The 12,487-nt window shown below is 40.6% G+C and carries 11 protein-coding genes; 5 read left to right on the top strand and 6 right to left on the bottom strand.

Annotated elements, in window-relative coordinates; all coding sequences use genetic code 11:
* Positions 1 to 108: 108 nt before the first annotated feature.
* Positions 109 to 417, bottom strand: coding sequence for a hypothetical protein (locus RI561_RS13460; protein WP_395080765.1), 309 nt, complete (start codon positions 415 to 417; stop codon positions 109 to 111).
* Positions 418 to 531: 114 nt separating this feature from the next.
* Between RI561_RS13460 and RI561_RS13455 the strand changes: the two genes are divergently transcribed.
* The 3 genes from RI561_RS13455 (at position 532) to RI561_RS13445 (ending at position 5,513) form a co-directional block, all read left to right on the top strand.
* The gene (locus tag RI561_RS13455) at positions 532 to 888 is read left to right on the top strand and encodes a hypothetical protein (protein WP_395080764.1); all 357 of its coding nucleotides are present in this window, start codon (positions 532 to 534) and stop codon (positions 886 to 888) included.
* Between the two features lie 149 nt (positions 889 to 1,037).
* Positions 1,038 to 3,713 carry a pyruvate, phosphate dikinase gene (gene ppdK / locus RI561_RS13450; RefSeq protein ID WP_395080763.1) on the top strand — a complete coding sequence of 892 codons (2,676 nt, stop codon included), beginning with the start codon at positions 1,038 to 1,040 and terminating at the stop codon, positions 3,711 to 3,713.
* Between the two features lie 315 nt (positions 3,714 to 4,028).
* Positions 4,029 to 5,513 (top strand): dihydrolipoyl dehydrogenase family protein, encoded by a 1,485-nt coding sequence (locus RI561_RS13445; RefSeq protein WP_395080762.1) that lies wholly within the window; start codon positions 4,029 to 4,031, stop codon positions 5,511 to 5,513.
* Between the two features lie 66 nt (positions 5,514 to 5,579).
* Here the strand turns inward: RI561_RS13445 and RI561_RS13440 are convergent, their stop codons facing one another.
* A complete protein-coding gene (locus tag RI561_RS13440; RefSeq protein WP_395080761.1) occupies positions 5,580 to 6,149 on the bottom strand; it encodes a DUF4168 domain-containing protein in 570 nt (189 codons plus the stop codon).
* Between the two features lie 342 nt (positions 6,150 to 6,491).
* Here RI561_RS13440 and RI561_RS13435 point away from each other — a divergent pair, with 342 nt between their 5' ends.
* On the top strand, positions 6,492 to 7,031 hold the full coding sequence (locus tag RI561_RS13435) for an REP-associated tyrosine transposase (RefSeq protein ID WP_395080760.1): 540 nt from the start codon (positions 6,492 to 6,494) through the stop codon (positions 7,029 to 7,031).
* Positions 7,032 to 7,241: 210 nt separating this feature from the next.
* Here RI561_RS13435 and RI561_RS13430 read toward each other — a convergent pair whose 3' ends face one another.
* The gene (locus RI561_RS13430; RefSeq protein ID WP_395080759.1) at positions 7,242 to 7,958 is read right to left on the bottom strand and encodes a ribonuclease H-like domain-containing protein; all 717 of its coding nucleotides are present in this window, start codon (positions 7,956 to 7,958) and stop codon (positions 7,242 to 7,244) included.
* 73 nt (positions 7,959 to 8,031) lie between these two features.
* A complete protein-coding gene (locus RI561_RS13425; protein WP_395080758.1) occupies positions 8,032 to 9,021 on the bottom strand; it encodes an asparaginase in 990 nt (329 codons plus the stop codon).
* A 266-nt stretch (positions 9,022 to 9,287) separates the two neighbouring features.
* Between RI561_RS13425 and RI561_RS13420 the strand changes: the two genes are divergently transcribed.
* Positions 9,288 to 11,408 (top strand): elongation factor G, encoded by a 2,121-nt coding sequence (locus RI561_RS13420; RefSeq protein ID WP_395080757.1) that lies wholly within the window; start codon positions 9,288 to 9,290, stop codon positions 11,406 to 11,408.
* Between the two features lie 298 nt (positions 11,409 to 11,706).
* On the opposite strand, the gene RI561_RS13415 is transcribed toward RI561_RS13420, so the two are convergent.
* Together RI561_RS13415 and RI561_RS13410 are read right to left on the bottom strand one after the other, a co-directional pair.
* Positions 11,707 to 12,024 (bottom strand): type II toxin-antitoxin system PemK/MazF family toxin, encoded by a 318-nt coding sequence (locus tag RI561_RS13415; protein WP_395080756.1) that lies wholly within the window; start codon positions 12,022 to 12,024, stop codon positions 11,707 to 11,709.
* A complete protein-coding gene (locus tag RI561_RS13410) occupies positions 12,021 to 12,248 on the bottom strand; it encodes a hypothetical protein (protein WP_395080755.1) in 228 nt (75 codons plus the stop codon). The genes RI561_RS13415 and RI561_RS13410 overlap by 4 nt, the downstream gene beginning before the upstream one ends.
* Positions 12,249 to 12,487: the final 239 nt, after the last annotated feature.

The following is a 12,487-nucleotide window of genomic DNA, read 5'->3' as shown; positions in this document are numbered from 1 at the left end:
TATTGATATCTATTTGATTTAAATTTTACCGAAAAGCATAAACTGATCTACTGTATGAATAGAATCATGCTTGGCGGATTTGAAAACTGGTAATGTAGGTGAGATAGATTAAGCCAAAAATGGTGGGGCTCTTCCCAATAAGGATACAAATATATCAGTTGATAGGTAGAGAGGAGAGAAGTCAAGTAGTATATCATTACTTTGGAAAAAAGCATCCACTGATGGTTGTGCTTCAGTTCCATATACAGCTATTATACCTGCAACAGGACAAACTAACTCATTTTCAGCGTAGTGTTCTTCGCTGGCGTGGGTTAAGCATTCCAAACCATCACTGTGGTAGTGAAGCATAGACAGCATCATTCCACCCATGGCTAAACCAAGGAAGACTAAAGCAATATGACTTCTGAATTTTTTCAAGTAATGATTAGTTAATTCATCTCATCAATTAGGATAACCAAGTATCGTTAATAAACGGTTCATTATTGCATTAAAAATCAAAAGTATTACACTTTTTAAAAACACGAAAGTTTTATGGCTGAATTTATAGAATTATCAAAAGACTGGTTTTTAGGTCTTGGGGAACAATACGGGGTGAATCCAATCATATTTGGGAGTATTTATGTAGGAGCTATCCCATTTTTTACGCTTAGTATCGGATGGTTAGTAAAAAACTATAGGGCTGAAAAATCAATCGTATTACCTACGATATTGGCTACATTCTTTTTTATTTCAGCTTACCTTTATTTGATAATAGCCGGCAAAAATGTCCCATTCTGGGTTTACGGAATTGTGATACTAATGGTGATTTATGGTGCCTATTCAACCATTAAAAATGTTAGAAAGAAAATTCATGATGGAGTAAATACCCCCGATGATAAAGAAGAATAGTAACAAATTAGCGCACTACATAAATACTTCATATTAAAATGACATACTAATACTGTTCGGTTCTGATCTCCGGACAGGCATTGTCTGATTGGAAGTGTCATTTCGGGATAAGAACCGTAATTATAATTAAAAATATGAGAGGTACTTTTATGTCTTATCCTGAAAAATTCGTGTATCGTTTTGGAAAAACTGTGACGGATGGTAATAAAAAGCTGAAATCATTGTTGGGGGGTAAGGGCGCAAATCTGGCCGAAATGAGTACCATAGGCATTCCTGTTCCTCCGGGATTCACAATTACTACAGAGGCTTGTAAAAGTACCATTGATAATCAGATGAACTGGCCCGAAACGCTTTTGGAGCAGGTTGAAGAAGGAATTAAAAATCTTGAAAAAGAGATGGATTTAACATTCGGGGATCCTGAGAAACCACTTTTGATTTCAGTTCGCTCCGGTGCAGCAGTTTCTATGCCGGGCATGATGGATACAATTCTGAATTTAGGTTTGAATGACGAGGTAGCAGAAGCCATCATCAAAAAAACAAACAACGAACGTTTTGCATACGATAGCTATCGAAGATTTATAGATATGTTTGGGGATGTCGTGATGGGGGTAAGTCATGAGTTATTTGAAGAAGCGATTGAAAGTATGAAAGAAGAAGTTGGTGTTTCAAAGGATATTGAGTTATCTGCAGATCACCTGAAAGAATTGACTGACCGCTACAAGGCTATATATCGCAAAGAAACCGGCCATATGTTTCCCGCAGAACCGATGGAGCAGCTTAAGTTTGCCATTAATGCGGTATTCAATTCCTGGAACAGCACAAGGGCTAAAAAATATCGCCAGATAAGCAAAATCCACGGATTGATAGGAACTGCGGTGAACGTGCAGGCAATGGTATTTGGCAATATGGGCGAGACAAGCGGCACCGGAGTGTGCTTCACAAGGAATCCGGCAACGGGAGAATCAAAGTTGTATGGGGAATATCTCATAAATGCACAGGGTGAAGATGTGGTAGCCGGTATCAGAACTCCCAAGGCTATTGCTGAGTTAGAAAACCGGAATCCTGATATTTATGATGAGTTGCTGAGTTATACCCGTAAGCTGGAAGCTCACTACAAAAACATGCAGGATATTGAGTTCACGATCCAGGATGGAGATCTGTTTATACTGCAAACCCGAAACGGGAAAAGAACAGGTACCGCTGCCGTCAAAATTGCCGTAGATATGGTGAACGAAGGTATTATCACCAGAAAAGAAGCAATTAAAAATTTAGTGGAACCGGGACATATAGAGCAATTATTGCATCCACAGTTCAAAGAAAGTTCCTTCTCAGACAAGGAAATAATAGGGAAGGGAATACCGGCTTCGCCCGGAGCAGCTGTCGGTAAAGTGGTTTTTGATTCTCAGAAAGCCGAAGATGCTGAAGGCCCGGTTATTTTGGTGAGGATTGAAACCAGTCCTGAAGACGTAGGAGGAATGTCTTCGTCTGAAGGAATATTGACTTCAAGGGGAGGAATGACCAGCCACGCCGCTGTAGTAGCCCGTGGATGGGGAAAGCCATGTGTAGCCGGTTGTGGAGACATCGTTATTAACTACAAAAATCAATCTTTCACAAATGGTGAGGTAACCGTGAAGGAAGGAGACTGGATTTCATTGGATGGAAATAACGGAAAAGTCATTCTGGGTAAAAAAGAACTGATGGAACCGGATTTTGGCAAAGAATATGAAACCCTTATGCAGTGGGTAGATGAGGTAGAAGAAATGAAGGTGCGGGCAAATGCTGAAACCCCTGAAGATGCTCAAGTAGCCCGTAATTATGGAGCCTTGGGTATTGGGTTGGCCCGTACTGAACATATGTTCTTTAAGCCTGGACGCATCAACTACATGCGCAAAATGATCATTGCAAATTCAGAGAAAGAAAGAGTAGCAGCACTTGAAAACTTACTGCCGTTTCAAAAGCAGGATTTTGTGGAAATCTTTGAAGTAATGGAAGGATTGCCCGTTACCGTTAGACTGCTTGATCCTCCATTGCACGAATTCCTTCCGCAAGAAGAGAGTGAGATAAAAAAAGTAGCACGAGAACTGGACGTAAGTCCGGATATGCTTCAAAAGAAAGTTGACCAGCTGAAGGAATTTAATCCAATGCTCGGACATCGCGGGTGCAGGTTAGGGATTACTTATCCTGAGATCACGGAAATGCAAACCAGAGCAATTATTGAAGCTGCAATTGAGCTTTCCAAACAAGGGCAAAAAGTACTTCCTGAAATCATGATACCGTTGGTTGGCAGTGTGGAAGAATTCCGCAATCAGCGAGAAGTGGTTGACCGAATAGCCAATGAAATTATGACTGAAGCTGATATATCCGTTGAATATAAAGTAGGAACGATGATTGAAATTCCTCGGGCCGCAATTTTAGCAGATCAAATTGCCGAAGATGCAGACTTCTTTTCTTTTGGAACCAACGACCTGACACAGCTTACTTATGGCTTCAGTCGTGATGATGCTGTCAAGTTTCTGCCTTCGTATATAGAAACTGGAATACTTAAACAAGATCCTTTCCAGGTACTTGATGAAGAAGGAGTCGGACAGTTTGTGCAAGCAGGAACTAGGTTGGGACGCATGACCAATCCCGATTTAAAAGTAGGCATATGCGGCGAACATGGCGGAGATCCCGACAGTATTAATTTTGCCTATCTAACCGGATTGAATTATGTGTCCTGTTCACCATTCAGAGTGCCAGTTGCCCATCTGGCTTCGGCACAGGCACTATTAAAGTTAAAAACCGATGAAGAAGCTCCTGAAGCATTAGAAACATTTGAAGCTTAAGTCTCCTTTAATCTCCTAAGTTAAAGCAGGTAAGGGGATATGCCTTACCTGCTTTTTTAATACCTGACTTTTATTGGTCCCAGACAAGGGTTTGAAACCCTGCACTTTAAGTGCAGAGTGTTTTAGTTTATTGACTTGCCATATACTTAATAATTTCAAGTAAATAAATAAGGTGGATAAAATGATAAGAGATGGGATTATATTAGAATTAAAGAATAGATGTTCATGATTAAAATTTCCCGCCAATTTAATACCTTGGGTAAAATGAAGTAAGATCTGTTCCGGTTTATCCCTCAAAAGAGAAAAAGGAAGTATATGGCGAAGTTTGATTATGATATGATTGTGATCGGTGGCGGTGCAGCCGGGCTTACAGCATCAGGATTGGCTGCAAATTTTGGCGCAAAAACCATGATGGTTGAGGTCGATAAACTCGGGGGCGATTGCACATGGACCGGTTGCATTCCTTCCAAAACCTTGCTCAAAGCCGGAAAAGTTGCCAAAAATATTCGAGAGGCAGGAGACTATGGATTGATAGATGGGGAACCCAAGATCGATTTTAAAAAAGTAATGCAGCATGTGGATCAGGTTCGCAAAGAAGTGTACGAAGATGCCGATCGCCCGGAAATATTTGAGGAAATGGGAATTGAAGTTGTTTTTGGAGAGGCTTCATTTGTGGATTCTCATACCATAAAAGTTCAGCATAAAGAGGGCAATTCGAAGACAGTTTCATCTAAGAAGTTCATAATTGCTACCGGGGCAAAGGCATTTGTGCCTCCAATTCCCGGTATTGAAGATGTTGATTACCTGACCAATGAAAGTTTGTTTGAAATTGAAGAACTGCCCAAAGAGTTATTGATTATTGGGGGCGGGCCCATCGGTACAGAAATGTCACAGGCTTTTGTGAATTTGGGTTCCAAAGTCACGGTGACTGATATGGCTTCTCAAATAATGGCTAATGATGATCCGGAATTAGTTGAGATTTTAAAAAATGAACTTCAGAAGCAGGGCGTGAATTATGAGTTGGATGCTTCGGTACAAAAAGTGGAACAATCTGAAAGCAGAATCAAAGTTCACATTGAAAGAAACGGAAGGAGTGAGGTCTTGGAAGGGGATGCACTGCTAATGGCTACCGGACGAAGAGCAAACACGGCTAAGCTCAACCTGGATGCTGCAGGTGTGAATACTGAGAAAGGAAATGTGACCGTAAACGAGTCATGCCGTACCAATAAACGACATATTTATGCAGCGGGGGATGTAACCGGCCGTTACCAATTCACTCATATGAGTGAGCACATGGCCAAAATTGCCGCTACCAAAGCTCTCCTCAAGTTAGTGCCAATGAAAATTGAAAAAGATATGGTTTCGTGGGTCACATTTACCGATCCTGAATTAGCTCATGTCGGGAAAACTGAAAAACAACTAATGGACGAAGGAGAGAAATTTGAAGCCTACCGGTTTCCTTATTCTAAAATTGACCGGGCATTGGCAGAAGGAGAATCCACCGGGTTAGTTAAAATTTTCGCCAAAAAGTTATCAGGTAAAATTTTAGGAGCAACAGCGGTAGGGGCTCATGCAGGCGAATTTATATCTGAATATGCAGTGGCAATTAAAAATGGAGTATCTATGCGGGGCATTGCAGACACGATTCACCCTTATCCAACTTGGGGATTGGGTGCAAGACGAGCTGCCGACCAGTGGTATATCAAGAATCAAAGCGAATGGTCGGTAAAACTTATAAAAACTGTATTTGGTTATAGAGGAGAAGTACCTGACTTCAGTGACCCCGACCGAATTGTTTAAAATGAATTTTCAGCATATAGAAAGGCGGACTCCTTTGTCCGCCTTTAATGAATAAGATATTTTCTGTTATTGATCTTGGTTTTGTGGCATTCCTTGTCCCTGACCTTGTTGCTGCATATTCTGCATCATTATTTGCTGAACACGTTGTTGCAGCTCTTGATCTTGTTGCAGCGCCATGTTGATTTCCATAAAACGGTCGGTATCCATACCTTCGTTTTCAATAGTTTCCATCATTTCACCTTCAACTCTTTGCTGAACGTCCTCAACTTTAGTTGAAGCGGAATCAAATTTCTCGAGCTGCTCTTCAGTCACATCAAGACTATCATCTGATTGACCATTAAACCGAGATTCAGCAATGATGTTATACGTTTGTACATCTAATTCTTCTTCTTGAATTATAGTCATCATTTCTTGTTGAGACTGCATTTGAATTTGCTGGGCAGCAATGGAAACTTCAGCGAATTTTTCTAATTCTTCATCAGAAACCTCAATATCAGCGGTTTGTTGATTAGGTTCAAATTGAGGTTGACCCTGTTCAGTGGGAGGGTTTTGATTGGTTTGTTGAGTGTTTTGTTCTTCCGAACCGCAAGCCAAAAAAGTGAGAGCAATTAGTACAGGTAAGATATATTTAAGCATTATTTTAGTTTTATTTGGAATTTTATAACAAACTAACAATCGAATGCCTCATGTGTTTCCCAAGCTCGATTGGTTTAAAATGATTTAACTTTTGTTGGTGGGTGGTAATTATCTATTCCATTCCGAAGCGGAGCGTCTGGAACGAGAGAAGGTGGAGTGAGACATTTTATCTTGATATAGAAAAACAAAAGAGCAGGCAAATTACTGGCTCGACTAAGCCTTCAACTAAGTACTCTAATCCCAACTCGCTCCTGACGCTCTGCGTCGGAGCGAACAAAGGGTAAAATATTTTGTAAGGAATTCATATCTAATTGCTCTTACTATAAAAAAGAAAGATTAAAAATGGGCAGAAGCAGATACAAGATTCTTGATGAGAGTTATCCTTATTTTATTACATCATCAATTGTGGGCGGATATAGTTTGTTCAAGGAAAAGCGATTTATAAATGTAATTATTGATGGGCTGAACTTTTTATCCCGAGAAAGGAATATATCAATATATGCCTATGTGATCATGCCAAATCATCTTCATTTTATTTCTCAAGGCAGGAATCTTAGTAAATATGTTTCCAGTTTTAAATCTTTTGCAGCACGCCAATCTATTGACAAGTTGAAAGAAGAGGAAAATGAGTTCTGGCTTGATAGATTAAAGGAAGCACGGGTGAACACCAAAATTGATAGGGAGTATCAGCTTTGGACGGAAGGTTTTCATCCAAAACAGATCTTTTCTTCAAAAGTCATGGAGCAGAAGATCAATTATATTCATTACAATCCTGTAACAGCAGGTTTAGTGGAAAAGGAATCAGACTGGTTGTATTCCTCCTATGGAGATTACTATGGTAATTCGACAAGATTTGTAGATATTGAGAGATATCGAGGCTAATAGTTCGTTCCGACGCGGAGCGTCAGGAACGAGGGATAAGAATTAGCGGCTGCGCCAATTTTCAATTCACTCCCGATGCCATATGGGTAAACGAATGCAAACTTTTGCACTTTCAGTGTATGGCAGTTCAGTAATCTTCTAATTTAAATTAATCTCCTAACCTTGATACCGATTCGCTCCTGACGCTCTGCGTCGGAGCGTATATAGTATCTACCCAGGCGGACCGGCTTGAATATCCTCCAACTTCTTCATAGCTCGGTCTTTTAAATTCTGGAATTGGTCGTCGGGAATGTGTCCGGCAGTGAATTGGTGGTAAAGCCATACGATGTACGTAGCCATCACATCCTCATAGCAATAGTGTTCAATCAAGTCTAGTTCATCACGCTTGTACATGGCATAAACCTCATTTCCCTCACCGGTTTGCTTGAATGGGATGCCAATGAGTTGTCCCAGGTGCTTCAACTTTGGCCATGAACTGGCTCCGTAGTTACTGAATTCATCAACCAAGTCAACATTATGCTTGCTGTATCGATAGCGGATGTCATAATCGTTCATGCGAACTGGCATCTGTAGTCCATGCTTCATTGCACGATAGGTGAGAACAGGAATATCAAAGCCTTTACCGTTGTGGTGAATGAGCCCAAAATCTTTATAGGTGCCAATAGCATCAAAAATTTTCAGTAATCCCTCTTTCTCATCTTCACCGCTCCAGGCTATTTTATGCTTAGGACCGCCGGTATTCTCAATCCAAAGTCCAACCCACGAAACCATTCGGTGGTACATGGGGGGTAGAAAGCCGGAGGCATTTCTCGCAAGTTCCTCACTGGCTTTTTCGAGTAACTTTTCTTCATCAGAATCCGGGTCGTTCAACACCCGCCGGATAAATTCGATATCAGGAATGGTCTCTAAATCAAAAATGAAAAACATCTTGTTAGGTTTTAGGTGTTAGTTATGAGTTGTTAGGTTTTTGTGCAAGACGAATCTAAAACCTAACACCTATTTACAATTCTCCAACTAAGGATTGCTGAAACAACTCCTCAATATCGGTTTTGGAATCGTAATGTGCCAATAAAAACATAAGCTTGGTGAGGGCAGCTTCAAGGGTCATGTCGTTGCCGCTAATAGCTCCGTGTTTTAGAGCAGCCCTGCCGGCAGAATATTGTGTCAAGTCCACTGAGTCAAAATCGGCTTGAGAAACGATAGCTACTACCACACCTGCGTCCTTGCATCGGTTTAAGAATGGAAGTAGACTGCTTTTCCCTTTCACACAAAAATTACCGCTGCCAAATGCTCGCAAAATTACAGCACGGATTCGGTCCAAATTCAACCCCTCAAGTAATGCCGGGTTTAGATTAGGGTGTGCTGTTAGGACAAATACTTCATCAGAATAAGTGGCTTCGTTAGTAAATTCACCCTGTCTAAAATGTTCAAGCACTCTGGTTTGAATTTGAATACCTATATCAGCTAAAGGGGAGAAGTTAGGGGAGTTAAAAGCATCGAAATCACCTATACTCATCTTCGTAGCACGATTTCCCCGATAAAGTGCATCGTTGAAGCAAATGCCAACCTCCTTAAAATCCATGGTAGCCAACTCAATAGCATTTACAAGGTTCCTGCGTGCATCACTGCGAATGGTACTCATAGGTAACTGGCTCCCGGTAAATATGACAGGTTTCTCCAGATTCTTAAGCCCAAAGCTCAATGCAGAGGCAGAATAGGCCATGGTATCGGTGCCATGGAGAATCACAAAGCCGTCATAATTCTTGTAATTTTCTTCAATGCAATTGGCAAGTTTAATCCAATGGGACGCATTCAAATCGGAGCTATCCTCAAAAAACAATGGGAATGTAGTAATGGCCGCAATTTCATTCAGTTCAGGAATTTCTTCATATAACACCTTCGACCACCTGTCAGGATCAAGTTCCACCCCCGCACCTTTTGCATTCATGGCAATGGTTCCACCGGTTTGTATCAGCAATATTTTTTTCATGTTGATTTATTCGTCCTACCGTTTATTTTTGTTCTTCACATTCCATTCAAATAGAATGTGTACTGTTCATTGAATTTGTGACGCGGGCAGTTAGCGCGTACAGAAGTTAAAATCTGTTTTCATCAAAACACACTGTAATTCTGCCACTAAATCATGAAAGCACTAAAAAATGTTGAAATGAATAGAATCTTTCGACTTATAAATATTACAATTTTGTGTTTTAGAGATTTGATGGCAACATAAAACAGTAGCAAATGGAGTTTCCTATGAAAGTTTATAATCCTATCCGAATCCGTAATGTTGTGCTGTTGGGCCATTCAGGCTCCGGGAAAACAACGTTGGCCGAAACAATGCTTTTTGAGTCCGGAGCCATAAACAGGCGCGGTTCAGTTGAAGAAAAAAATACCATGTCTGATTATCATTCTTTGGAGAAAGAGAGGGGTAAATCCATTCATTCAGCATTTTTAAACCTTGACTGGCGGGGACATAAAATTAACCTCATCGACACCCCGGGCACTTCAGATTATATTGGGGAGGTTGCGGGTGCTGTACGTATTGCAGATACGGCCATTTTTGTACTTAACAGTGAACAAGGAGTAGAGACAGCTACAGATTCTTTATGGAATTACGTGCAGGAATATTCGGTGCCATCCATGTTTGTGGTAAATAAGTTAGACTCCGATCAATCTGATTTTTGGAAAACCGTAGAGGAAGCCCGTGAGCATTTTGGACGTGAAGTAACGGTAGTTCAATTTCCATACAGCGAAGGGAGTGATTTTCATGCCATTATTGATGTGTTGCGAATGACTATGTATGAATTCCCTGAAGAAGGAGGTAAACCGGATAAATTGCCTATCCCTGATTCACTTAAAACTCAAGCTGAAAAACTGCATCAGGAACTGGTGGAAACCATTGCTGAGAATGATGAAACGCTCATGGATATTTACTTTGAACAGGGCGAGCTGGATGAAGAACAAATGGAAAAGGGGCTTCATATATCATTGGTAAATGGACAAATATTTCCGCTTTTCTGCTCTTGTGCTTCACTGAATATGGGAACTGGTCGTGTGATGGGTTTCTTGGATGATGTAGCACCTAATCCGCTGCAAGGGAATCCGCCTAAAACCAAAGATGGAGAAAAATTTGAACTTGATCCTGATGGGAATCCGGTGATGTTTTTGTTTAAAACCCATTCAGAATCTCATGTTGGTGATCTGATCTATTTCAAGGTATATGGTGGAAACATTCGTCCGGGTATGGATTTGGTGAACAGCAGAAATGGAAACTCGGTGCGTCTGGGAAGCCTCTTTTTAACGGAAGGACATAAACGAATTGAGATCAACGAAATTCGAACCGGGGATATAGGAGCGGTTGTAAAACTTAAAGATGGCGAAGTAAATGATACCATCTATGAAAAAGGTAATCCTGTTGAGTTACAGGGAATAGAGTTTCCTCCTACAACTATCAGAACTGCGGTTAAACTGAAAAAGGAAGGAGAAGAGGATAAACTGGGCCACGCATTACACCAGCTCCACCGCGAAGATCCTTCGGTGGTTATAGAGCACAGTCAGGAATTACGTCAGGTTATTATCCATGGACAGGGAGAAGAGCATTTGTCGGTTATTGAAGATCAACTTAAAAACCGATTTAATTTGGATGTCGAATTTGTGACTCCAAAAATACCATATCGGGAGACCATCACTAAAGGGGTTCGAACACACTACAAACACAAAAAGCAATCGGGAGGAGCCGGACAATTTGCCGAAGTAAATATGCTCATTGAACCTTACGAAGAAGGCATGAGCACTCCCGATGATATGAAAGTGCGTGACGTGCAGGAAATTGATCTGGAATGGGGAGGAAAACTTGTATTCCAAAATTGCATTGTTGGCGGAGTGATCGATAACCGGTTTATGCCGGCTATTATAAAAGGAATCATGGAGAAAATGGAAAATGGTCCGATGAGTGACTGCCGGGTTCGTGATGTCAGGGTTTCGGTATACGATGGCTCCATGCATTCCGTAGATTCAAACGAAGCAGCTTTTAAAACCGCTGCATTGATGGCCTTTAGAGATGGATTTATGAAAGCGAATCCTAAGCTCATGGAGCCAATTTATGAGATTGTGGTAACCGTGCCTTCCGAGCACATGGGTGATGTAATGAGCGACCTTAGCACCCGGCGCGGACAAATACAAGGCATGGACGGAGAAGGTTCAATCCAGAAGATAAAAGCACATGTGCCACTGGAAGAATTGGATCATTATTCAACTCGACTCAAATCAATGACCCAGGGTAGTGCAACTTACACCCGTAAATTTTCTCACTATGCAGCTGTCCCTCATGACGTACAGGAACGCGTAATAAAAGAAAACCTACAGGAAGAATAACGAAATACGTGCCACGGCTCGCTGAGCCGTTTGGATAAATTAAAGAATGATATTGTACACCCTACAAACCTTGCTACGACGTAGGACGTCGTAGCAAGGTGTATCATGGATATCCTAAAATCCCAATAATCAAGTTTCCAATGATAATCTTTCACACCGACCAATTACCCGGTGTTAGCTCAAAAATGCTTCATCAAATCCCGACTAGCTAAGACGCTCTGCGTTGTGGGGATATTGAGAGAAATAATTGGATTATGCCTTAACAGTTAGAATCCTAGCACGTTGAAATTAGAAGAAGCTATATATCAAACAGATTTTTGAGATTCTTATCCACTTTTTTCAGATCAAATGAATTTAGTTCTCCTAATTTACCCAAGACTAGGCTTCTTTCTATAGTAGCAATTTTAGAAAGTCTTAGAAGAGATTCCTTTTTTAATCCATTTTCTTGAGATGGATTGAGTAAGACATCCGTCTTTTCTTCCCATTTTAACTGTGTGGAAATAAAAGATAAGGTTATATCAAGATTGTTGGAAAATAATACCAAAGCAGGACGGTTTTTTGCACCGGTTAAATCAGTAAAAGGAAAAGGTACAAGAATGATATCTCCCTTTTTCATTTGTACCTTTCTTTAAGATCTTCAACAGAGTAAAGGACTTCCTCCTCCTCCAAAAAATCAAAAGAACCTGAATGTTCAGAGAGCTTTTGTAAACCTTTTGATATAATATTTTCTTCCTGTCTCTTTAAAATAGAAGAAGCAAAATCGTCTACTTCTTGGACCTTTTCTTCCGGAAGTTTATTCAAGGTTTCTATAGTTTTATGTATGAGTTCTTTTTTAGTCATTTTTTTACCTCAGTTGAAATATAAAAAATTTAGTTAAATAGTATTCTTGCACTTGTAAATGATACTTAATTCTAAATTCAACTCGCTAAAACGCTGAGCGTCGTGGATGTATAGGTTAGATAATTCGTTGACAACTACTAGTTAGTTTTTTTCATATAATACGTTTAAGTCCTACCTTGCCTGTCCCGTACACGCTTGTCGGGGAGGGAGGTGCCGGACTGAGCGGATGCGAAGTCTGG

This window comes from Gracilimonas sp., assembly GCF_031581265.1.
Lineage (GTDB): Bacteria > Bacteroidota > Rhodothermia > Balneolales > Balneolaceae > Gracilimonas.
This window is presented reverse-complemented; position numbering and strand designations above follow the sequence as displayed.

Coding starts and splice junctions, on each gene's coding strand:
- RI561_RS13430 (WP_395080759.1), bottom strand. CDS start 7,958: ATGTTTTTCATTTTTGATTTAGAGACCATTCCTGATATCGAATTTATC.
- RI561_RS13440 (WP_395080761.1), bottom strand. CDS start 6,149: ATGCTTAAATATATCTTACCTGTACTAATTGCTCTCACTTTTTTGGCT.
- RI561_RS13415 (WP_395080756.1), bottom strand. CDS start 12,024: ATGAAAAAGGGAGATATCATTCTTGTACCTTTTCCTTTTACTGATTTA.
- RI561_RS13420 (WP_395080757.1), top strand. CDS start 9,288: ATGAAAGTTTATAATCCTATCCGAATCCGTAATGTTGTGCTGTTGGGC.
- RI561_RS13435 (WP_395080760.1), top strand. CDS start 6,492: ATGGGCAGAAGCAGATACAAGATTCTTGATGAGAGTTATCCTTATTTT.
- ppdK (WP_395080763.1), top strand. CDS start 1,038: ATGTCTTATCCTGAAAAATTCGTGTATCGTTTTGGAAAAACTGTGACG.
- RI561_RS13410 (WP_395080755.1), bottom strand. CDS start 12,248: ATGACTAAAAAAGAACTCATACATAAAACTATAGAAACCTTGAATAAA.
- RI561_RS13455 (WP_395080764.1), top strand. CDS start 532: ATGGCTGAATTTATAGAATTATCAAAAGACTGGTTTTTAGGTCTTGGG.
- RI561_RS13425 (WP_395080758.1), bottom strand. CDS start 9,021: ATGAAAAAAATATTGCTGATACAAACCGGTGGAACCATTGCCATGAAT.
- RI561_RS13445 (WP_395080762.1), top strand. CDS start 4,029: ATGGCGAAGTTTGATTATGATATGATTGTGATCGGTGGCGGTGCAGCC.